Annotated in this window: 18 protein-coding genes and 1 pseudogene; 11 read left to right on the top strand and 8 right to left on the bottom strand. The window is 72.5% G+C overall.

The window, feature by feature from the left end:
* Positions 1 to 129 precede the first annotated feature (129 nt).
* Positions 130 to 2,064: a glycoside hydrolase family 3 protein gene (locus tag IEJ02_RS37310; RefSeq protein ID WP_191068845.1), complete on the bottom strand. Its 1,935-nt coding sequence runs from the start codon at positions 2,062 to 2,064 to the stop codon at positions 130 to 132.
* Positions 2,065 to 2,309: 245 nt separating this feature from the next.
* Between IEJ02_RS37310 and IEJ02_RS37305 the strand changes: the two genes are divergently transcribed.
* On the top strand, positions 2,310 to 3,530 hold the full coding sequence (locus IEJ02_RS37305; RefSeq protein ID WP_191068844.1) for a macrolide family glycosyltransferase: 1,221 nt from the start codon (positions 2,310 to 2,312) through the stop codon (positions 3,528 to 3,530).
* Between the two features lie 690 nt (positions 3,531 to 4,220).
* Here IEJ02_RS37305 and IEJ02_RS37300 read toward each other — a convergent pair.
* The gene (locus IEJ02_RS37300; RefSeq protein WP_191068843.1) at positions 4,221 to 5,135 is read right to left on the bottom strand and encodes a LysR family transcriptional regulator; all 915 of its coding nucleotides are present in this window, start codon (positions 5,133 to 5,135) and stop codon (positions 4,221 to 4,223) included.
* A gap of 124 nt (positions 5,136 to 5,259) precedes the next feature.
* Between IEJ02_RS37300 and IEJ02_RS37295 the strand changes: the two are divergent.
* Positions 5,260 to 6,123, top strand: a pseudogene (locus IEJ02_RS37295) (EamA family transporter); the annotation flags it as partial.
* A 118-nt stretch (positions 6,124 to 6,241) separates the two neighbouring features.
* Here the strand turns inward: IEJ02_RS37295 and IEJ02_RS37290 are convergent.
* The 5 genes from IEJ02_RS37290 to IEJ02_RS37270 all read right to left on the bottom strand — a co-directional run bounded on the left by IEJ02_RS37290 (position 6,242) and on the right by IEJ02_RS37270 (position 12,576).
* Positions 6,242 to 7,039, bottom strand: a complete 798-nt coding sequence (locus tag IEJ02_RS37290; protein ID WP_223865089.1) for a sugar phosphate isomerase/epimerase family protein — start codon at positions 7,037 to 7,039, stop codon at positions 6,242 to 6,244.
* A 371-nt stretch (positions 7,040 to 7,410) separates the two neighbouring features.
* Positions 7,411 to 8,595 carry a methyltransferase gene (locus IEJ02_RS37285; RefSeq protein ID WP_370467182.1) on the bottom strand — a complete coding sequence of 395 codons (1,185 nt, stop codon included), beginning with the start codon at positions 8,593 to 8,595 and terminating at the stop codon, positions 7,411 to 7,413.
* Between the two features lie 291 nt (positions 8,596 to 8,886).
* Entirely contained in the window at positions 8,887 to 10,107 is a 1,221-nt protein-coding gene (locus IEJ02_RS37280; RefSeq protein WP_191068841.1) for an RNA-guided endonuclease InsQ/TnpB family protein, read from the bottom strand.
* 329 nt (positions 10,108 to 10,436) lie between these two features.
* Complete coding sequence (locus IEJ02_RS37275; RefSeq protein WP_223865088.1) at positions 10,437 to 11,387, bottom strand: bifunctional helix-turn-helix transcriptional regulator/GNAT family N-acetyltransferase; 951 nt, start codon at positions 11,385 to 11,387, stop codon at positions 10,437 to 10,439.
* Positions 11,388 to 11,562: 175 nt separating this feature from the next.
* Complete coding sequence (locus IEJ02_RS37270; protein WP_370467181.1) at positions 11,563 to 12,576, bottom strand: LysR family transcriptional regulator; 1,014 nt, start codon at positions 12,574 to 12,576, stop codon at positions 11,563 to 11,565.
* Between the two features lie 79 nt (positions 12,577 to 12,655).
* Between IEJ02_RS37270 and IEJ02_RS37265 the strand changes: the two genes are divergently transcribed.
* The 3 genes from IEJ02_RS37265 to IEJ02_RS37255 are packed head-to-tail and all read left to right on the top strand — an operon-like array spanning position 12,656 to position 14,408.
* The gene (locus IEJ02_RS37265) at positions 12,656 to 13,612 is read left to right on the top strand and encodes a fumarylacetoacetate hydrolase family protein (protein WP_191068839.1); all 957 of its coding nucleotides are present in this window, start codon (positions 12,656 to 12,658) and stop codon (positions 13,610 to 13,612) included.
* On the top strand, positions 13,609 to 13,806 hold the full coding sequence (locus IEJ02_RS37260; protein WP_223865087.1) for a ferredoxin: 198 nt from the start codon (positions 13,609 to 13,611) through the stop codon (positions 13,804 to 13,806). Before IEJ02_RS37265 ends, IEJ02_RS37260 begins: the two co-directional genes overlap by 4 nt.
* A gap of 59 nt (positions 13,807 to 13,865) precedes the next feature.
* Positions 13,866 to 14,408 (top strand): VOC family protein, encoded by a 543-nt coding sequence (locus IEJ02_RS37255; protein ID WP_191068838.1) that lies wholly within the window; start codon positions 13,866 to 13,868, stop codon positions 14,406 to 14,408.
* Between the two features lie 72 nt (positions 14,409 to 14,480).
* Here the strand turns inward: IEJ02_RS37255 and IEJ02_RS37250 are convergent, their stop codons facing one another.
* Positions 14,481 to 15,530: a LacI family DNA-binding transcriptional regulator gene (locus tag IEJ02_RS37250; protein ID WP_191068837.1), complete on the bottom strand. Its 1,050-nt coding sequence runs from the start codon at positions 15,528 to 15,530 to the stop codon at positions 14,481 to 14,483.
* A gap of 191 nt (positions 15,531 to 15,721) precedes the next feature.
* Between IEJ02_RS37250 and IEJ02_RS37245 the strand changes: the two genes are divergently transcribed.
* The 6 genes from IEJ02_RS37245 to IEJ02_RS37220 are packed head-to-tail and all read left to right on the top strand — an operon-like array spanning position 15,722 to position 21,785.
* Complete coding sequence (locus IEJ02_RS37245) at positions 15,722 to 16,879, top strand: Gfo/Idh/MocA family protein (protein ID WP_191068836.1); 1,158 nt, start codon at positions 15,722 to 15,724, stop codon at positions 16,877 to 16,879.
* Between the two features lie 7 nt (positions 16,880 to 16,886).
* On the top strand, positions 16,887 to 17,852 hold the full coding sequence (locus tag IEJ02_RS37240) for a DUF6807 domain-containing protein (protein WP_191068835.1): 966 nt from the start codon (positions 16,887 to 16,889) through the stop codon (positions 17,850 to 17,852).
* Between the two features lie 4 nt (positions 17,853 to 17,856).
* Positions 17,857 to 18,606 carry a cupin domain-containing protein gene (locus IEJ02_RS37235; protein WP_191068834.1) on the top strand — a complete coding sequence of 250 codons (750 nt, stop codon included), beginning with the start codon at positions 17,857 to 17,859 and terminating at the stop codon, positions 18,604 to 18,606.
* Between the two features lie 58 nt (positions 18,607 to 18,664).
* Positions 18,665 to 19,957, top strand: a complete 1,293-nt coding sequence (locus tag IEJ02_RS37230; protein ID WP_191068833.1) for an ABC transporter substrate-binding protein — start codon at positions 18,665 to 18,667, stop codon at positions 19,955 to 19,957.
* The gene (locus IEJ02_RS37225; RefSeq protein WP_137978042.1) at positions 19,954 to 20,916 is read left to right on the top strand and encodes a carbohydrate ABC transporter permease; all 963 of its coding nucleotides are present in this window, start codon (positions 19,954 to 19,956) and stop codon (positions 20,914 to 20,916) included. Before IEJ02_RS37230 ends, IEJ02_RS37225 begins: the two co-directional genes overlap by 4 nt.
* A complete protein-coding gene (locus IEJ02_RS37220; protein WP_037953065.1) occupies positions 20,913 to 21,785 on the top strand; it encodes a carbohydrate ABC transporter permease in 873 nt (290 codons plus the stop codon). Before IEJ02_RS37225 ends, IEJ02_RS37220 begins: the two co-directional genes overlap by 4 nt.

Raw genomic sequence — 21,785 nt, 5'->3', positions numbered from 1 at the left:
GGGGAGCCACATGGTCGTCGATGAACACGTACAGTGCCGCCAGAAGGGCGTCCAGGCAAGGAGTCACAACCAAGCCAACGGGCGCCCTTCGCCATAGTCGCGGCCAGCACGAACATCGGACTCATTCATCTAGTAGCTCAGCCCGTGCCCGATCGGGTACAGCACCCGGGACGGGTCGTCCGCGTGCCGGACCGCGACCGGCAGTCTGCCGCGCGGGGCGGTCCGGCCCGCGATGACGCGGGCGGCGGCGCGCAGTTCCACGTCCGTCCAGCAGTAGGCGGCCAGCGAGGCGCCGGGGGCCGTGTCGCGGCCGTCCAGGCGCGCGATGTCGTAGGGGTTGCGCAGGGCCAGGTGCACCACCGGCACGCCGGTGGCCACCAGCCGTGCCACCAGGGTGCGCTGGGCGGAGCCGGCGGCGATGTCGTATGTCGTCACGATCACCGCGTCCCGCCCGCGCGCCGCCGCGACCGCCGCCTCGATCCGCCGCGGGGAGGGCCCGGGGGAGCCGCTGGTGCCGGTGGTCAGCGCCTCGGTGCGGAAGCCGAGGCCGGACAGGGCGCGGGCCAGGACGGACGTCGGCGGGCCGCCGGTGCCGGAGGGCGCGGCGGCGTCCACGCCCACCACCAACAGGTCGCGGTGGCGGCGCGGCGACAGCGGGAGCAGTCCGCCGCGGTTGGTGATCAGGGTGGTGGTGCGGTCGGCGATGCGGTCGGCGGTGGCGCGGTGCTCCCGGGTGCCCACCGTGCGGTTGACCGCGCGGTCGCTGGTGTACGGATCGTCGAACAGGCCCCGGCGCGCCTTGAGTTCCAGGACGCGCCGCAGCGAGCGGTCGAGCCGGTCCTCGCTGATCTCGCCCGCCCGGACGGCCTTGCGCACGCCCTCGAAGGCGAAGGACAGACTCGGCGGGTTCAGCAGCTGGTCCACGCCCGCCTTGAGCGCGAGCACCGGCACCCGGTCGTCGCCGTACTTCTTCCGCACCCCCTCCATGCCGAGCGAGTCGGTGACCACCACCCCGTCGTAACCCAGCTCCTCGCGGAGCACACCGGTGAGGATGGGGCGGGAGAGCGTGGCGGGGTCGTCGGCCGGGTCCAGCGCGGGGAACAGCAGATGGGCCGTCATGATCGAGTCGATTCCGGCCTCGATCGCGGCCCGGAACGGCGGTGCGTCCAGCCGCTCCCACTCCTTCCGGGAGTGGGTGATCCGCGGCAGGCCCACATGGCTGTCCACACTGGTGTCGCCGTGGCCGGGGAAGTGCTTGGCGGTGGCCGCGACCCCGGCGCTCTGATAGCCCGCCACCTGCGCCGCCACCATCCGGGCCACGGCCTTCGGATCGGCGCCGAAGGAGCGCACGCCGATCACCGGATTGGCGGGGTCGACGTTGACGTCCGCGATCGGGGCGTAGTCCTGCCGGATGCCGAGCGCGGCCAGCTCCGCCCCCGCGGTGCGCGCTGCCGTACGGGCGTCGGCCGCGCTGCCGCCCGCGCCGAGCGCCATGGCGCCCGGGAACAGCGTGGCGGGCGCGCCGACCCGGGCGACGGTGCCGTACTCCTGGTCGGTGGAGAGCAGGACGGGGACGGGCACGGAGGTGGCCAGCGCGGCCTTCTGGATGCCGTTGGAGAGCGCGGCCACCTGGTGGGGGTCGCGAATGTTGTGTGCCCACCCGATGTACATCACCCCGCCCACGTGATACTTCGCGATCAGCTCGGCGGCGTTGTCGACGCCGATCTCCTTGCGGTTGGCCGCGACATCGGCCGGGTCGGGGCGGGTGGCCGAATGGCCGTACACCCGCATCACGAAGAGCTGGCCGATCTTCTGGTCCAGCGTCATCCGCCCGATGAGCTCGTCGATCCGCCGGCGGTCGCGCTCGTGGTCCCGGCCGGGCTCCGTGGTGGGCCGGGAGGGGGACGCGGACGGGCTGCCGGAACCGGCGGTGGTGCGGCGCGCGGGGGTCGCGGGCGCGGGGGAGCTGTTCGTCGGTCCGCCGCAGGCACCGGTCGCGGCGGCGGCCAGGGTGGCGGTGAGCAGGGCGCGGCGGGACGTCGTGTGCACCCGCACTCCTTCCATGGGACGTTCGGAGGGGGCGGCCATAGGTGTGCAGGACACGCTGGGACACAAACCGCGGCCCGGTCAAGAAAAGTTGGCCTTTCCCACCGCATCGATATGCGGCTCCGCCGCGTGGCCCGGAAGCGTAGAGGAAAAGACTGGTTAAAGATCGTGATCTGGTGCCTGCACGAAATCGGTACTAAGCTCTCGACCGGGTATGCGCGGTATTTGTATGAGGCATCCGTTCTCGCTTATGTTCCGTTTTCATGACCCCACCGACGGGTGCCAAGCCCCCCACACACATCGCCATGTTCGGCATCGCGGCACACGGGCACGTCAACCCGAGCCTGGAGGTGATCCGCGAGCTGGTGGCCCGCGGCCACCGGGTTACCTACGCCATCCCCGAGTCGTTCGCCGAGAAGGTGGCCGAAACCGGCGCCGAGCCGAAGACCTACACCTCGATCCTCCACGGTGAGAATGTGCCGGGCGCCAGAGGCTCCGATCTGATCGACTACATCGAGCCGTTTCTCGCCGAGGCGGAGCAGGCACTTCCGCAGCATCTGGCGGCCTACGAGGGCGATGCGCCGGACCTGGTGATGTACGACGTCACGGCCTACCCGGCGCATGTCCTCGCCCATCGGTGGGGCGTGTCCGCCATCGAGCTCGCGCCCAGCTTCGTGCCCTGGGACGGCTACCGCGAAGAGGTCTTCGAGCCGATGTACGCCCATATGCGGCGGTCGGAGCGCGGCCGCGCCTACTACGCGCGCTACCGCGCCTGGCTCGAGGGCAACGGCCTGGCCGACGTCGACCCCGACACGCTCATCGGCCGCCCCAGCCGCTGTGTCGCCCTCATCCCCGAACTGCTCCAGCCCAACGCCGACCGCGTCGACACCTCCGTCTACAGCTTCGTCGGCGGCTGCCAGAGCGCCCGTCGCGACGCGGGGGAGTGGCGCCGCCCGGAGCGGGCCGCCGAGAACGACCGGATCCTGCTGGTCTCGCTCGGCTCCACCTGGACCAAGGAGCCCGGCTTCTACCGCGCGTGCGTCGCGGCCTTCGGCGATCTGCCGGGCTGGTACGTGGTGCTCCAGATCGGCGAGTTCGTCGACCCGGCCGACCTCGGCGAGATCCCGGCCAATGTCGAAGTGCACTCGTGGGTACCGCAGTTGAGCGTGTTGCGGAAGGCCGACGCGTTCGTCACCCACGCGGGTGCGGGCGGCGCCCAGGAGGGGCTGGCCTGCGGGGTGCCGATGGTCGCCGTACCGCAGGCCGTCGACCAGTTCCGCAACGCGGACACGCTCGAGGGGCTCGGGGTCGGCCGCCACCTGCCCAAGGAGGAGGCCACGGCCCCGGCGCTGCGCAAGGCGGTGCTCGATCTGGTGGCCGACCCCGAGGTGGCCGCCCGCTGCGCCGCGCTCAAGGCGCGGATGGCCGCCGAGGGCGGGCCGGACCGGGCGGCGGACCTGATCGAGGCGGAGCTGCCGGTCTGAGGGTCCGGGGGCTCGGGCGCCGCCGACGCTCTGGGAGGGGTGTCGCGTCGGCGGCGGGGTGCTGCTGGCCGCGGGCGGCGGAGAGGTGGTCAGCGACGCAGCCAGCGGCGAGGCCGATCGCCGCCGCGCGGAGACTCCCCATCAGCACGCCGCTTCGACGCGCGGCGGCGCGCGCCGGTTCCGCGCACCTGCGCGCATAGGAGTGTTCGACGGGTCGCGANCGCGCGGCGGCGCGCGCCGGTTCCGCGCACCTGCGCGCATAGGAGTGTTCGACGGGTCGCGACGCCTGCGGCGGGCTCTTCCCCTCCCCGCCCCTTCCCGACACCTGACGATATGCGGCTGCGCCGCGCGGGGGGCTCCGCCCCAGACCCCGGGGGTCCAGGGGGGAAGCCCCTGCCACGCGGCGGAGCCGCACATCGATGCCGCGTGGTCCGCCGGACACCCCGCAGGCGGCGCCCGGCGCTGGTTCCGCGCACGTGCGCGCATGGGAGTGTTCGACGGGTCGTGGCGCCTGCGGCGGGCTCTTCCCCTCCCCGCCCCTTCCCGGAACTGGGGCTCCGCCCCAGGCCCCGGGGCCTGGGGCGGAGTCCTGCGCGTGGGGGAGCCGCGCATGTGGTGGGGTCCCGTGCGGCGGAGCCCTGCACGTGGTGGAGTCCCGCCTGCGGCGGAGCCGCGTGTTCGGGAGTTCGCTCAGTTCGTGCGCCGCGGCCAGAGGCCGCTCAGCAGCCGCACCGTTTCGGTGATGGCGGGGCGGCGGGCCGCGCCCGGGCGCCACAGGGCGTACAGCCGCCGTACCGGGACCGGTTCCAGGGGCAGCGCCAGCACCCCGTCCGGCAGCGGCCCGCGGCCGAGACGGGGCATGAGCGCGACGCCGAGACCGGCCGCCACCAGGGCGATCTGGGTGTGGTTCTCGGCCGCCTGGTACGCCAGGTCCGGCTCATGGCCCGAGGCGCGCAGCGTACGGACCAGCCAGTCGTGGCAGACCGACCCCGGCGGCTGGCAGATCCACCGCTGGCCCGGCAGGTCCTCGCGGCGCAGCGGGCGCCGGGCGGCCACCCGGGTCAGCGGATGTCCGGCCGGGACGAGCAGATCGCACAGGTCCTCCCCGATGGCCGCCCGTTCCTGCCCCTCCGGGGCGGGCAGCGGGGCGATGTCCCAGTCGTGGGCCACCGCCAGGTCGATGACCCCCTGTGCCACCAGGTCCACCGACAGATGCGGGTCCACTTCGAGCAACCGGGCGTCCAGGGAGGGGTGTTCGGCCACGAGCGCGGCCAGCACCACGGGCATCAGCCCGCGCGCCGCCGAGGCGAAGGCGCCGATCACCAGCCGGCCCGTCGGCCGGCCGCGCCGCTCCTCCAGGGTGGTCTCGGCCTCCTCGACGATGGCGAGCAGCTGCTGGGCGGTGGCGGCCAGATGCCGGGCCGCGTCGGTCAGCGCGATGCCCCGGCCCTGCCGCTCCAGAAGGGTCGTCCGGGTCTCCCGCTCCAACTTGGCGATCTGCTGCGACACGGCGGACGGGGTGTAGCCGAGCGCGATCGCGGCGGCGCTCACCGAGCCGTGCACGGACACCGCGTGCAGAGCCCGCAGCCGGCCCAGATCCAGCACAGTGCGCCCTCCTCCTCGTACCTTTAACCGTTGCTGCATCCAAGCATGAAGACATCCGCGCTGGTGCTACAAGGTCCGGGCGCCCGATCCTCGACCCATGCGACCCATGCGACCCACGCAACCCATGCGACCTGTGCACATAGCCCTCGCCGTGCTGGCCACGGCCCTGTGGGGGGTCAACTTCGTGGTCATCGAGGTGGGCCTCGACCACTTCCCGCCCCTGCTCTTCTGCGCCCTGCGGTTCCTGGTGGCCGCGCTGCCCGCCGTCTTCCTGGTCGGCCCGCCGAGGGTCGCCTGGCGCTGGATCCTGGGGGTGGGGCTGGCCCTGGGTGTGGCGAAGTTCGGGCTGCTGTTCATCGGGATGCACGAGGGGATGCCCGCCGGGCTGTCCTCGCTGGTGCTGCAGGTCCAGGCGGTGTTCACCGCGCTGTTCGCGGCCGTCGTCCTGGCCGAACGCCCCGGTTGGCGGCGGCTGCTGGGCATGGCCGTCGCCCTCGCGGGGATCGCGGTGGCCGCCGTGGACGAGGGCACCTCGGGGCCGCTCCTCGGCTTCGTCCTCGTCGTCGCGGCGGCGGCCTTCTGGGGTGTCTCCAACGTCCTCACCCGCAAGGCGGCGCCGCCGGACGCCCTGAACTTCATGGTGTGGGTGAGCCTGGTGCCGGTGCTGCCGCTGCTCGCGCTCTCGCTGGTGTTCGAGGGCGCGCGGCCCGATGTCGAGGCGCTGAGCCGGCTCGACTGGGCCGGGGTGGGCGCGATCGTCTATGTCGCCTGGGTCGCCACGGTGTTCGGCTTCGGGGCCTGGGGCTTTCTGCTGCGCACCTACGACGCCTCGGCGGTCGCCCCGTTCTCGCTGCTGGTGCCGGTCTTCGGGATGTCCTCGGCGGCGCTGGTGCTGGGGGAGGGCATCAGCGCACCGCGCTGGCTGGCGGCGGCGCTGCTGGTGGGCGGCGTGGCGCTGACGTCGCTCCCGGGCGGGAGGCTGCCGCGGATGCGCCTCGGGGCGCGCCGCCACCCCGAGCCGCCTGAGCCGGACGGTCAGGACGGGCTGAGCCGTCAGGACGGGCTGGGCCGTCTCGACGGGCCGATGCCGACCCCGAGCCGGGAGCTCAGGCCGCGTCGGCGAGCAGCCGCAGCAGATGCTCCCGGCCCGGGGCGAGCAGCTCAGGGAATTCCCGCGCCTGCGGGTACCACCGCTTCTCGTACTCCCAGCACAGCCAGCCGTCCCAGCCCTCGCGGCTGAGCAGCTCCACGCACTCGGTCAGCGGCAGCACCCCCTCGCCCAGCGGCAGCGGGGTGGTGTCCTCGGCCGAGGCGATGTCCTTGACCTGGACGTAGCCCAGGTGCGCGAAGAGCGCCGGATAGCTGGTGGCCGGGTCCTCGCCGCCCAGCCAGGTGTGCATCACATCCCAGATCGCCCCCACACTGCCGTGGCCCACGAGCCCCAGGACCCGGGCCGCGTCCGCGCCCGTCCGGTGCGAGTCGTGGGTCTCGAGCAGCAGCCGTACGCCGAGGTCGGCGGCGCGGGGCGCGGCCGCCGCGAGCCGCCGGGCGGCCGTGGCGTCGGCCTCCTCCGGGCTCTGCTCCCCGCCGCCGGGGAAGACCCGGACGTTGCGGGCGCCCAGGTCGTGCGCGAGCTCCAGCAGCTCCCCGAGCCCGGTCAGCACCGGCTCGTCCGGCCCGGCCTGCGCGGCGCGCACATACCCGGCGACGGTGAGGATCTCGACCCCGGCGTCCCGGAACTCCGCCGCCACCCCGGCCCGCTCGTCCGCCCCGATCCCCGGGTGCACCGGCTCCTCGGGGTGGGCGCGCAGCTCCACGCCGTGATACCCGGCCCCGGCGGCGAGCCGGGCCACGTCGGGCACGGGCATACCGGGGACGCCGAGGGTGGAGAAGGCGAGCTTCATGCGGGCTCCCTTGGTGGGGGGTCGTGCGGTACGTGGGGATTCTTCTTGCCCTTCATGCGGGACGCTAAGCAGGGGCACGAGCCGAATCAATCCCGCCGTGCCGATCACGCCTGCGGCGGACTGCTCCCCTCCCCGCCCCTTCCCGCAACTGGGGCTCTGCCCCAGACCCTGCTCCTCAACCTCCCCCAGCTACCGCTGGGAGGTGCCCCCTGGAGGGGCTGGGGGCGGGGCTCCGCCCCAGACTCCGGGGGCCAGGGGCGAAGCCCCTGCCACGCGGCGGAGCCGCATATCGATACTGCGGGAACCCCGGACCCGCGAACCCCCGGTGCGCCCGTCCGGGCGATGCCTTCACCCGGGTGGCGGAGGTCCGCTCATCCCGCCGTCAGGCGCCACAGCGACGTCACCTCCGCCGCGCGGGCCGTGTGGAGGGGGTCGGCGGGGTCGAAGGCGCGGGGGTGGACGGGGCGGACGTCCAGCCGGTCCAGGACCGTCAGGCCCGCCGTGTCGAAGGCGGCCAGCAGCTCGGCGCGCGGTCGCAGCCCGAGGTGTTCGGCGAGATCGGAGAGGATCAGCCAGCCCTCGCCGCCGGGGGTCAGATGCCCGGCCAGCCCGTTCAGGAAGCCGCGCAGCATACGGCTGGACGGGTCGTAGACGGCGTATTCGAGCGGTGAGGAGGGCCGGGCCGGGACCCAGGGCGGGTTGCAGACCACCAGCGGCGCGCGGCCGGGCGGGAAGAGGTCGGCCTCGACCACCTCGACCCGCTCGGCCAGGCCCAGCCGGGCCACGTTCTCCCGGGCGCACGCCAGCGCCCGCGCGTCCTGGTCGGTGGCCACCACCCGCTCGATGCCGCGCCGGGCCAGGACGGCGGCCAGGACGCCGCTTCCGGTGCCGATGTCGAAGGCCAGCTCGCGCGACGGCAGCGGGGCCTCGGCCACCAGGTCGACGTACTCGCCGCGCACCGGCGAGAAGACCCCGTAGTGCGGATGGATCCGGTCCCCGCCCAGCGCCCGCACCTTGACGCCCTTCTGCCGCCACTCATGCGCGCCGATCAGCCCGAGCAACTCGCGGAGCGAGACCACCGAGGGGCCACGCGCCGGGCCGTACGCCTCGGTGCACGCCTGCCGTACGTCCGGCGCCCGGCGCAGCGGAACGCCGAAGTCCGCGTCCAGTGGCACCAGCAGCATCCCCAGCAGCCGGGCCCGCCGGGACTGGGCCTGGCGGTGCCGGTGGAACGCCTCGGCCGGTGACGCCGCCGGTGGCCGCCGCTCCTTCGCCCGGCGCGGGCCCCGGTCGATCCGGCGCGCCAGCGCCGTCAGCAGCTGACGGGCGCCTTGGTAGTCGCCCCGCCACAGCAGCGCGGTGCCCTCGCAGACGAGGCGGTGGGCGGTGTCCGCGGGCATCCGGTCGTCCGCGATCGCGACCCGCCGGGGCGGCGGCGTGCCGCTCTCGGAGCGCCACTGGGCGGTGTGGGTCCGGCCGTCCTCGGTCCACTCGATGACCTGCTGGGTACTCAGGGGGTACGCCCTTTGCTCTTGTGCCGTGCCGGCGCGCCGCACGGATGCGTCGTCCGTACGGAGTCCGTATGCCGCCCGTGCGATGCCCGCGTGCTGTGCGGGCGGGTGCGTGTGCGTGTGTGGGCCGATCCTTCCCGTACCGGGCCGTCCGCGCGAGCGGTTTTCCGGTCGGGGTGACGCCGCGTCATATGCGCGCCGCACAGGGCACCCGCCGGAGCGCGCGCCCTGTGCGGGCTTGACGGCTCGACCGCCGCCTCAGGACGCGCCGACCGCCGTCACCTTCCCCTTGCCATCGTTGACTGCTCCCGTCCCTGAAGGGAGGGGATTTCTGGCTCAGGCTGCCTCCGGGAACTGCGCTCCCGGAGGTCTTACGCCCTCGGCACCAGCCGGGTTCAGACCTGCCCGGACGAGCATCACGCGGGCGGAGTTCTTGTCTCTGGGAGAGACGGCTCCGCACGCGGTGCAGGTGTAGGTGCGCTCGGACAGCGGCAGTGCGTGCTTGGTTCTCGCTCCGCACGATGCGCAATCCATGGTGGTGTGCGCGGGATGCACCAGACGGATGTCCCGCCCGTGCTTGCGTCCCATCTCGATCAGAGCCTTCTTCGTGGCGCCGATCGCGGCGTCCGCCGCCTTGCGTGCCATCGGGGACCTGGCGAGGAACTTCGGTTTGAAGTCCTCGACGGCGATGGCATCGTGGTCGGTCACCACTTTCTTGGCCCATTTGCGGCCGGTGTCCTGACGCTGCCGGGCGATCTTCGCGTAGGTCTTCGCCCGCCACTTCTTCGCCTCGCGGTAGCCCTTGGAGGCGGCCTGTCCCTTCTTCGGTCTGCGGCGGGCCATCATCCGGTCGTACCGGGTCAGCTTGGCCTGGGCCTTGCGGCCGTGCTCGGGGTGCGGGAGGTCGTGGGCGTTCGATGTGGTGGTCGCGGTCTGCTTCACGCCCCAGTCCACACCGAGTACCCGACCGGTCTCCGGCAGCGGCCGCGCCCGGGCGGGGACCACGAACGAGCAGTACCAGTGCCCGATGTCGTCCTGGTACACGCGCACCGAGGAGGGTTCGGCGGGCAGGTCCCGCGACCACACCACCGTCAGCACGATCCCACCCGCCAGGCACAGGCGATCGTCCTTCAGCCGGAACCCGCGCCGGGTGTAGTTCAGCGTCGGCGAGGCATCACGTTTCTTCTTCCACTTCGGCATACCGGCCCGCTGCCGCTGCGGCAGGCGTTCCCGGATGTCCTTGTGCGCCTTGGCACGGGACCTGCCGAAGTCCCGGATCACCTGCTGCTGCGGAACACTGGAACCCTCACGCAGCCACGGCGTACCCTCCCGCGCTTCGGTCAGCATCCTGTCGAGCTGCGCCGGGCCACAGGTCCGCTTCTCGCCCGTGGTCTTGTTGTGCAGGTGGGTGGCCTTGGACTTGGCGACGCATTCGTTCCAGATCCACCGGCACCGGTCCCATTCCGCCAGCAGCGCCGTACGGGCGGTGGACGACACGCGAAGCCGGTACGTGTACCGGGCGTGCCCGGCCTCATCGGCTTCACTTGGCGTCACCATGTCGACAACGTAGCGTTATCGTTCGTCCCTCACGCCGCATCCCGGCAGACCTACCCGAACGGGTGACCGACCAAGTCGTCGCGGACCGGCGGCCCCTCGACTCCGCGATCCTTCACCTCCTGAAGGTCACCCTCGGCTCTTCTGCGGCGCACGCCGGATTCCCCAGCGGCGATCCGGCTTCTCCTGCCCCGCTACACGGGAAACCCGATTCCTGCCCGGCCTGAAGGCGGGGCCATCCTCTCCGGGAATCCCGTTGAAGTCTCCACACTCCTCCCTGTCCGCCGCCCGCACCGCGCTGCCGGTGATCCGCGTCACATCGGGCCGCGCCCTCAGCCCCGCGCGGCGTCCCGGAGCGCGAGCCGCCAGTCCTGGCCGACCAGGGGCGACCCGTAGCCCCGGTGCCGCTCCTCGGCGATCAGCTCGAACCCGGCCCGCTCATAGATCCGGCGGGCGGAGGTCAGGACGTCGTTGGTCCACAGCACCAGATCGCGGTAGCCCGCCTCGCGCGCGAAGTCGATACACGTGCCCACCAGCCGCTCGCCGATCCGCCGCCCGCGCGCCTCCGGCTCCACGAGCAGCAGCCGCAGCCGTGCCGTATCGGGCCGGTCGTCGCGGACGCACATCACCGACCCGACGGGGCGGCCGTCGAGCTCCGCGATCCACGCCCGCTCGCGGGCCGGGTCGTGGCCCGCGCCGAACTCCCCGACGATCCGGGCCACCAGGGCCTCGAACTCGGCGTTCCACCCGAACTCCCGGGCGTACACGGCGCCGTGGCGCTGCACGATCCAGCCCAGGTCCCCCGGCTCCGGCCCGCGCAGCCGCACCTCGGGCCGCGCCGGGCCGGTGAACACGCCGCGCGCGGTCGCCAGCGCCTGGCGCAGCCGCCCCAGCTCGTTCCGGGGGACCTTGGCCAGCAGCCCGGTCACCGCCTCCCGCGAGCGCCGGTCCAGGTCCTCCGCCGCCGCCCGGCCCGCCGCGGTGAGCAGCACCTCCTGGAAGCGGGCGTCGCGGCGGTGGCGCTCGCGCGTCACCAGCCCGCTCTCCTCGAACCGGCCCAGCGTGCGGCTCAGATGCGCGGCGGTGACCCCCAGGTGCTCCCGGAGCGCCGAGACATGGGTGCGCTCGCGCTGGGCCAGCTCGTAGAGGATGCGGGCCTCGCCCAGTGTGTACGGGGTGTTGAGCTGCCCGGGGTAGTCGAGGACGCCGATCAGCCGGGTGTACATCCGGTTGAAGTCGCGTACCTCGTCCACGGCCAGGTCAAGTTCGTCGCGCGGCTCCATCCGGCACCCCTCCGTACCCCTGTGGTCGATGCGATTCGCTTGACCACATAGTTGCGCCGGATCAAGTGTTTGGGAAGGGGGAGCTCCCACCGTCGCCGAGCGGGGGGTGAGCTGCTCGATGTCGTAGCGGCGGCGCAACTCGGCTCATCGCTGTCACCGCCGCGGCTCATCGCCGTCACCGCCGCGGCCGGGTGCCGCCGTCCTGGGCCGCGGTGCGTGGAACCCCGCTCGGGACGGATGCGGACAGGGATCCGTGCCGGTCGGCGACCGGCAGCCACCAGTCCTCCCGCGGCGGTGCCGGCCAGCCGCGTTCGGTGGCGATGTCGTGGATGGTGGTGAGGGCATGGCGAAGCGGGATGGACCTGCTCCCGGCCCGCCAGATCACCGAGAACGGGTAGAGGGGCACGGGGTCGACCACGGGTCTGACCACCACGCCGTCCGGCAAGGGTGCCTCCAGCGGCCCGAACGAGGGGGCCCGGTAGGCCAGTACGGCCGCGTTGGCCGCGCCCCGGCCGTGGCCGCGCAGGCGCCACCCGACGCGCAGACCGAACGCGGCGGCGAGCTCCTGGTTCCAGTCCAGCCATTCGGCCGCCTCCTGCGCCGTGTGCAGAAGGAGCGGGTACGCGGCGAGCTCCGCCATCGGCACCCGCGCCCGGTGGGCCAGTTCGTGCCCGGCGGGGAGAACGACCCCCATGGGTTCCAGCCGCACCAGCTGGTACCGCAGTGACCGGGGCAGCGGCTCCCCCGTGCCGTTGATCCGGCCGAACGCGAGGTCCACCACCCCTTCGACCAGGGCCGAGACCGTTCCCGCGAACCCCTGTCCCTGGACGACCTCCAAGGTCACATCGGCCAGTCGCGGGCGGAGCTCGCGCGCGATGACACCCGAGGTGAGCCCCTCGGTGATCACGTCGAGGCGCAGCGGAGGCGCGCTGCGCCTCAACTCACCCAGCAGGTCCGACGCGTCCGCGAGCAGTTCCCGGCCGCGGCGGACGAACAGCTCCCCCTCCCGGGTCAGCTCGACATGGCGCCGGTCCCGGAGGAACAGCGTGACGCCCAGTCGGCTCTCCAACCGGCTGATCTGCGAGGAGAGGGTCTGCTGCGCGATCAGCAGCCGCGCGGCCGCGCGGGCGAAGTGCAGCTCGTCGGCCAGGACGACCGCGTACCGCACGAGTCGTAAGTCCAAGTCCACGAGTCGGTAACAGTAGATGACTGTCACCGGCCGCTCAAGAGTGTTGGACCGCCCGGTCCCGACGGCCTCGAATGGAGACATGACGAGGCACGAGTCGCCCCCCGCCCCCACGACGTGGTCGCTGGTCACCGCCCACACCGCCGACCGGGGCAGCTTCTGCGCCGCCCTCGGTGAGGACGGCATACGGGAAGTGCCCGCCCTGTGCGGATATCCCGGGGGCTTCGAGGCCTTGCAGGACTGGGCTTCCCTCGCACCGGGCCTGCGCGGGTATGACCCGCGGGAGGCCGCCCCGGTGCGCGGCGCCCGGCTGCTGGCTCCCGTCCGCTACCCGCGGACCGTGCTCGTCTCGGGAGCCAACCACCGCGATGGTCCGGCGGGGACGATGGGCGACGATGCCACCCGGGTGCAGCCGTTCTTCTTCCTGAAGCCTCCCACCACCACCGTCATCGGGCCCGACGACCCCATCGTCATCCCGGCCGACGAGCGCCAGAAGGTGGACGTGGAAGCCGAACTCGCCGTCGTGATCGGGCGGGCGGGCGGTGACATCCCCGCGGACCGGGCGGCGGCGCACATCGCCGGCTACACCATCGTCAACGACGTCTCCGCCCGCGGTCCGCACCGCCGGGGGGATGCCTTCGCCGAACCCTTCACCTGGGACTGGCCGGCCTCCAAGGGACAGGACACCTTCTGCCCCACCGGTCCCGGCGTCACCCCGGCGTGGCTGGTGCCCGATCCGCACGATCTGCCCATCCGGCTCTCCGTCAACGGCCACGAGGAACAGGTGAGCCATACCAGGGAGACGATCCAGGGCGTGGCGGAGCTGGTCGCGGCCGTCAGCACGCTGATCATCCTCCAGCCCGGCGACATCCTGGCGACCGGCACGCCGGCCGGCGTCGGTCTGCGCCGCGACAGGTTCCTGCGCCCGGGGGACACGGTGGAGATCACCATCGGGCACCTCGGCCGGCTCCGCAATCCGGTCACCGCCCGCGAAACGCCCCGCGAAACCGCCCACGCCACCGCGCAAGGAGCATCATGATGAAGCTGCACGTGGACCGCGAGGCCTGCCTGGCCACCGGATTGTGCACCGCGTTCGCGCCCGAAGTCCTCGACCTCGATGAGCAGGGCGAGCTCGTCATCCTCGACCGGACGCCGCCGCCCCACCTGCTGGACGACGTGCGCCAGGCGGTGCGCGGCTGCCCGGTGCGGGCACTGCGGATCACGGAGGACTGAGGCATGCCGTGCCCCCAGGCGCGGAACACCCCCCGACCCCTCACGAGGAGAGACGGACCATGCCCGGCATCACGCACCGTTCCACCAAGCCACCGCTGCTGATGAGCCGCTTCCTGTCACACGGCACGCTGGAGTGCCGGAACATCGCCGCCACCCGGCGCTTCTACGAGGAGGTGCTCGGCCTCGAGGTGGTGCAGCAGGCGCCCATGGCGCTGTTCGTACGGCTGGGGGGCAACCACTGCTACGCGGTCGTCGAGACCCGCGGCTCCGGCCAGGACATGCCGCTGATGAACCACAACGGGATCGACCTGGGAAGCGAGGAGGAGGTCCGGGAGGCGTACGACGCGCTCCAGCGGGTCAAGGACGAGTACGCGATCAGGAAGCTGACCAAGCCCGCCCGCCAGCACGGCACCTACTCCTTCTACCTCCAGGACCTGGACGGCAACTGGTGGGAGATCTGCCACCTCCCGAAGGGCGGCTACGCGTTCCGCTTCGAGTACCCCGAGGTGGACCTCACCGGCCGGGAGGATCTGTCCCCGCAGGAGATCCGCTCCCGGTACCAGCGGCCGCTGGACCATATCCCGTCCGAGGCCGCGCGGTAGGGACGGCCGCTCGGCAGGAGTCGGCCGCGCGGCGGTCCGGCAGGAGTCGGCCGCGTGGCGGTCCGGCAGGGCTCAGCCGCGCGGCGGCGCCGTGGAGGCGCGGGCCATCAGCTCGGCCCGGACCATCGCCACCCCGCCCGGCGGCTGCGGCTCGCGGCCCAGGGCCAGCCGCCCGGCCCGCGCGCCCGCCTCGTGCAGCGGCAGCCGCATCGTGGTGAGGGCCGGGACCGCGTCCGCGCTGAACGGGAGGTCGTCGAAGCCCGCGACCGAGACGTCCTCGGGGATCCGCAGCCCCTGGTCGCGCAGGGCCGCGCAGACGCCGAGCGCGATGGTGTCGTTGGCGGCGACTATGGCCGTCAAACCCCGGTCGCGGCGCAGCAGTTCGAGGGTCGCGTCATAGCCGGAGGCGCGGTCGTACAGGCCGTGGACGGTCAGCCGCTCCACGTCCTGGTCCAGCCCGGCGGCGGCCAGCGCCGCCCGGTGGCCCTCCAGCCGGTGGCGGGTCGTGGTGCGCTCGGCGGGGCCCGCCACATAGCCGATCCGGCGGTGGCCGAGGGTCAGCAGGTGCTCGGTGAGCCGGCGGGCGCCGCCGCGGTTGTCGAAGGTGAGGGTGGTGGCGTCCTCGATCGGCGGGCGCCCGCACAGCACCACCCGGGTGCCGGACGCGGCCAGCCGGGACGCCTTGGTGGCCACGGCGGCGGCGTGGTCGGGGTGCTCGACCGCGCCGCCGGTGAGCACGACGGCGGCCGCGCGCTGCCGCTGCAGCAAGGTGAGGTAGTTGAGCTCGCGCTCGGGCGAGCCACCGGTGTTGCAGATGACCGCGAGCTTCTCGCCGCCCCGGCCCGATTCCCCGGCCGGGGTGACCATTTCGGCCTGCACGGCGCCCGCGATGATCCCGAAGAAGGGGTCCGCGATGTCGTTGACGAGCACCCCGACCAGATCGGATGTGGCGGCGGCGAGAGCGCTTGCCGGGCCGTTGACCACGTACTCCAGCTCGTCGACCGCGCGCAGCACCCGGTTCCGGGTCGACTCGGCGACCGGGTAGTTGCCGCTCAGGACGCGCGACACGGTGGCCGCCGAGACCCGAGCCCGTGCCGCCACATCGGCCAGGGTCACTGCCATGATTCCTCCGTTGGGTGGTCACCTTCTGGTACACCGTGCGCGCTGGTTGGGCGCCTCCATGCTCTCACTCCACGAGCGGCCCACGAGCGGCGCGATTCTGCACTCCGAGGTCTTGTCCTGTCATCCGGACCATGCCTAGGGTCCTCCCCAGCAAGCGCTTACCCCAGGCGACGGCGAGGAGACCTCAGCCCATGGCCGCAGCAGCCACCGCCCGTATCCGTGCCGCAGTGGTCGGCACCGGAGGAATCGTCAGCGGCAGCCATCTGCCCGCACTGCGCGATCACGCCGACCGTGTGGACCTCGTCGCCGCCGTCGACGTGGCCGCGGACCGGCTCGACGCCTTCCGGGCCGCGGCGGCCGAGGGCGGCACCTTCGACGTCACCGGCTACTCCGATGTGGCCGCCATGCTGGAGGCCGAGCGCCCCGACCTGGTCCTCATCGGCACCCCGCCCTCCCTGCACCGCGAGCAGACCGTGGCCGCACTCGAGGCCGGCGCCTGGGTGCTGTGCGAGAAGCCGCTGTGCCTCTCGCTCGCCGAGTACGACGAGATAGCCGGGGCCGAGAAGGAGGCGGGCGGCCCGTACGCCTCGGTGGTCTTCCAGCACCGCTACGGCTCGGGCGCCGTCCACGCCCGCGAGCTGCTGGCCGAGGGCGCCCTGGGGCGGCCGCTGGTGGCCCACTGCCAGACCACCTGGCACCGCGACACCGCCTACTACGCGGTGCCGTGGCGCGGCCGCTGGGAGACCGAGGGCGGCGGCCCCTCCATGGGCCACGGCATCCACCAGATGGATCTGCTGCTCCACCTCCTCGGCGACTGGACCGAGATCCGCGGCATGGCCGGACGGCTGGTCCACACCGTGGAGAGCGAGGACGTCTCCACCGCGCTGGTGCGGTTCGAGAACGGCGCCATGGCCACCGTCGTCAACAGCGTGCTCTCGCCCGACGAGGTCAGCCGGATCCGCATCGACTGCGCGGACGCCACCGTCGAGCTGACCCACCTCTACGGCCACCGCAACGACGACTGGGTCTACACCCCCGCCCCGCACGTCAGCGACGAGCCCGCCCGGCAGCGGCGCTGGCGCACCCCGGCCGCCGATCTGCCCAGCTCCCACGGGGCCCAGCTGACCGGGCTGCTGGACGCGATGCGTGACGGCGTACGGCCCCCCGGCAGCGGGCAGGACGCCCGTCGCACCCTCGAGTTCATCGCCGCGCTCTACAAGGCGGCCTTCACCGGGCGGCCCGTGCGCGCGGGCGAGATCGTGCCCGGGGACCCGTACTACGACGCCATGCACGGCGACCACCCCGAATGGGCGCCGAAGGCAGCGACCGCCACCACGAAGGAGAGCTGAGGCCGCCATGACCCAGCGCATCACCGTCACCCACACCCACGGGACACGGATCTCGGTCGCCTCCGGCGGCGTCGAGCTGATGGCCTACGTCTACGCGCCCGACCCGGACGCCTTCGAGGCCCGCAAGCCCTACGCCCACCCGCTGCGCACCCTCGCCGGGAACCCCGTCTCCGGCTACCGGCCGAACGACCACCGCTGGCACAAGGGCCTCCAGATGACCTCCAGCCATCTGTCCGGCCAGAACTTCTGGGGCGGCAACTCCTACCTCGGCCCCGACCAGGGCTACCAGCGGGTCGAGGAGCGGGTCGGCTCGATGCGCCACGACGGCTTCGAGGAATTCACGGTCACCGACGACCGGCTGCGGTTCGTGGAAAACCTGACGTGGGTGGCCAATCCCTCCGTACGACACAGTGGCGGCCAGGAGTGGGCGCGGGAGCTGCGCACCATCGAACTCCACTCGGTGGAGCCGGAGGAGGGCACCTGGGCCCTGGACTGGTCCATCCACCTCACCAACATCCGCGGCGAGGCCCTGCACTTCGGCTCCCCGACCACCGCGGGCCGGGAGATGGCCGGGTACACCGGGCTCAACTGGCGCGGCCCGCGCGACTTCACCGGCGGCGACGTCATCGGCCCGGACGGGCGCGGCGGCGACGGCGAGAGGGGCGCCTCGGACCTGATGGGCACCCCGGCCGCCGACGCCCCCTGGATCGCCTTCACCGGTGAGCACGACGGCGTGGACGGGCACTCCACGCTGCTGTTCGCCCACGCCCCGGAGAACGCGGACTCCATCCACGCCTCCCACTGGTTCGTGCGCTCGGAGCCGATCCCCTCGGTGGCCCCCTCCTGGGCGTTCTTCGAGGAGTTCGAGCTGGAGCCGGGGGAGTCCTTCGGCTACCGCTACCGGGTGGTGGTCGCCGACGGCGCCTGGGACCGGGCGCACGCGGAGAACTACCTCAAGAACCACGGGTGGTGAGCACATGAACGCGATGTCCGCCCCGCTGCCGGGCGGTGTGGGCCTCTCCCACATCAGCGCGTACGAGTGGGAGGCCGCCGACGGGGTGTGCGGCGGCAGCCCCCATCTCCACCTCGCCTGCACCGAGGCGTATGTGGTCACCGCCGGACGCGGCGCCGTGCAGACCCTGACCCTCGCGGACGGCTTCACCGAGACGCCCCTGGAACCGGGCTCGGTGGTGTGGTTCACCCCCGGCACCATCCACCGCATGGTGCAGGGCGGCGGGCTCAGGGTGACCGTGCTGATGCAGAACAGCGGGCTGCCGGAGGCCGGGGACGCCGTCTTCACCTTCCCGCCCGAGGTGCTGGCCGACCCCGAGCGCTACGCGGCCGCCGCCGCGCTGCCCGCCAAGGAGGGGCCGGAGGCCGACGCGGCCGCCCGGCGCCGCCGTGACCTCGCGATCGAGGGCTATCTGACGCTGCGGGCCGCCGCCGAGAGGGGCGACGACGCACCGCTGCGCGCCTTCCACGGGGCGGCGGCGCGGATCGTGGCGCCCAAGGTGAAGGAGTGGGAGCCGCGCTGGCGGGACGGGGCGCTCGCCGCCGCGCGGCGCACCGGTGAGCAGCTCACCGCGCTCGCCGCGGGCGACCCCGCGCACCTCGCCGAGGCGCGGGTCACCGCGACCGGGCCCAGCCGCCGGGGCGGCTACGGCATGTGCGGCCGCCGGGACGAGTACGAACTGCCCGGCGTCACGCTCCCGTACTACGGCGAATAGCCGCCGTAGACACCACCCACGCTCAACGAAATGATCATGGAGGGAGGTCGGCTCCGGTATGCGCGGAAACGGGACAAGGACGTCCCTGGCCCTGGCGCTCGTGCTCACGCTCGGAGGGACCCTCATGGGCTGCGGCGGCGATGGCGGCGGCGGCTCGGGCGGCAAGGTCAGCCTGCGGTTCACCTGGTGGGGAAACCCCGACCGGGCCGCCCGCACCGAGAAGGCCGTCAAGCTCTTCGAGCAGCGCCACCCCGACATCGACATCGCGACGTCCTTCGCGGGCTTCGACACCTACAAGGCGAAGCTGGCCACCCAGGCGGCGGGCGGTGACGCCCCCGATGTGATGCAGCTGGACTACCGGCAGATCAACCAGTACGCCACCTCCGGCATCCTGCTGGACCTCGGCGAACACCCCCAGCAGCTGCGCACCTCGGAGATCGACAAGGGGCTGCTGGCCACCGGGGTGGTCGACGGCAAGCAGTACGCGCTGCCGGTGGCCCGCGGCACCGAGACGGTGGCGTACGACGCCGAGCTGTGGCGTAAGGCGGGCGTCCCCGCACCCACCCTGACCTGGACCTGGGACGACTGGGCCGACGCCATGCGCAAGCTCTCGGCGTCCAAGGCGACACAAGGGCGGCTCGGCTCCACCGACCCGGGCCAGAGCGAGGACGTCTTCGAGATCTGGCTGCGGAGCCGGGGCAAGGCCCTCTACACCAAGGACGAGAAGCTGGGCTTCACCGCCGACGACCTGACCCGCTACTGGGAGTGGTGCACCAAGCTCCGCAAGGAGGGCGCGGTGGTGCCCGCGGAGCAGACCACCCAGATGGACGGGACGGTGGAGAACACCCCGCTGGGCCGGCTCAAGTCCGTCTCCGACTTCAACTGGGACGCCCCCTCCAGCGGCTTCGCGCCCATCGTCGGCGAGGGGCTGAAGCTGGCGCCGCTGCCGGTCGGCGAGGACGGCACCCCCGGGCAGTACTTCAAACCGTCGATGTTCTTCGGCGCCTCGGCCAAGACCGCACACCCCAAGCAGGCGGCCCAGTTCATCGACTTCCTGCTCAACGACAAGAAGGCGGGCGCCATCCTCGGCGCCACCCGCGGCATCCCGGCCAACGACGCCATCCGGCAGGACGTACTGCCCAAGCTGGAGGGGTTCGACCAGGTCGTCTCCACCTACCAGAAGCAGTTCGAGGGCAAGCTCAAGGACCCGCCGCCCGCGCCGCCCAAGGGGGACGCCTCCCTGCAGTCCACCTTCTCGCGCGACTACGACCAGGTCGCTTACGAGCGCTTGTCGCCGCGTGAGGCGGCGGAGAACTACATCACCGAGGCGAAGGCGGAGCTGAGGCAATGACCGCGACCGCGACCCGCCCCCCGGACGCCGCGCCCCCCGCCACCGGCGGCAAGCCGGCTCGCAAGCGCGAGCGGCAGGGCGCCGCCTGGGTGTTCCTGTCCCCCTGGGTGCTCGGCGCCGCCGTGCTGACGCTGCTGCCCATGGCCGTGTCCCTGTATCTGTCGTTCACCGACTACAACATGTTCGACGCGCCCCGGTGGATCGGCTTCCGCAACTACACCCAGATGTTCACCGAGGACCCCCGCTACTGGCGGTCGGTCATCACCACCCTGACCTACGTCGTGATCGCGGTGCCGCTCCAGCTCCTGCTGGCGCTGGCCGTCGCGATCGCGCTGAAGTCGGTCAAACGCGGCAAGGGCTTCTACCGCTCGGCGTTCTACGCCCCCTCGCTGCTCGGCGCGTCGATGTCCATCGCCCTGGTCTGGCGGGCGATCTTCAACGACGGCGGCTCGGTCGACAACCTGCTCTCCGGCATGGGCATCGACATCGGCGGCTGGATCAACAAACCGGGCTGGGCCATCCTGTCGGTCGCGCTGCTGACCATCTGGCAGTTCGGCGCCCCCATGGTGATCTTCCTGGCCGGGCTCCAGCAGATACCCGCCGAGCTCTACGAGGCGGCAGCGGTGGACGGGGCCTCCTGGTGGCGGCAGTTCCGCTCGATCACCATCCCGATGCTCTCCCCGGTGCTCTTCTTCAACCTGGTGCTCCAGATGATCCAGGCGTTCCAGGTCTTCACCCCCGCCTTCGCGGTCAGCGCGGGCAAGGGCGGACCCGCCGACTCCACGCTCGTCTACACGCTCTACCTCTACGACCGCGGCTTCACCGCCTCCCACATGGGCTACGCCTCCGCCATGGCCTGGGCGCTGCTGCTGGCCATCGGGGCCGTCACCGCGGTGCTCTTCCGCACCTCCCGGGCCTGGGTCTTCTACGCCAACGACAACAACGAGGGGGCCCGATGACCACCGCCCCGATCACCACCGCCCCGGCGGCGCGGCGGCGCCCCACCGGCCGGATCGTGCTGCACATCTGCCTGATCGCCGTGCTGCTGGTGATGCTCTATCCGCTGGCCTGGCTGCTGGCCACCTCGTTCAAACCCGCCGACGAGGTCATCGCCAGCCTCAAGCTGCTGCCCAGCCACTTCGAATGGGGCAACTACTCCACCGCGCTGGACGGGGTCAACGAGGTCAGCGTCGGACGGCTGCTGTGGAACTCGCTGCTCATCGCGTGCGGCGCGGTGCTCGGCAACGTCATCAGCTGCTCGCTCGCCGCGTACGCCTTCGCGCGGCTGCGGTTCCGGATGCGGGGCCCGCTCTTCGCGTTCATGATCGCGACGATCATGCTGCCGCACCACGCCATCCTCATTCCGCAGTACATCATCTTCAACCAGCTCGGCATGGTGAACACCTACTGGCCGATGATCCTGCCGAAGTTCCTGGCCACCGACGCCTTCTTCGTCTTCCTCATCGTGCAGTTCATGCGCGGACTGCCGCGCGAGCTGGAGGAGGCGGCGCGGATCGACGGCTGCGGGCCGTTCCGCTCGTTCTTCAGCGTCATCCTGCCGCTGACCCGGCCCGCCCTGATCACCACCGCGATCTTCACCTTCATCTGGACCTGGAACGACTTCTTCACCCAGCTCATCTACCTCTTCGAGCCGGAGAAGTTCACCCTGACCCTGGCCCTGCGGTCCTTCGTGGACGCCTCCAGCCAGTCGGCCTTCGGCCCGATGTTCGCGATGTCGGTCTTCGCGCTGCTGCCCATCGTGCTCTTCTTCCTCGCCTTCCAGCGGTTCCTGGTCGAGGGCATGGCGAGCTCCGGACTGAAGGGATGA

Origin of the sequence: Streptomyces sp. 5-10, assembly GCF_014712245.1 — a bacterium.
GTDB lineage: Bacteria > Actinomycetota > Actinomycetes > Streptomycetales > Streptomycetaceae > Streptomyces > Streptomyces violaceusniger.
Note: the sequence above shows the minus strand (reverse complement) of the source record. Positions and strands in the feature narration are given on the sequence as shown.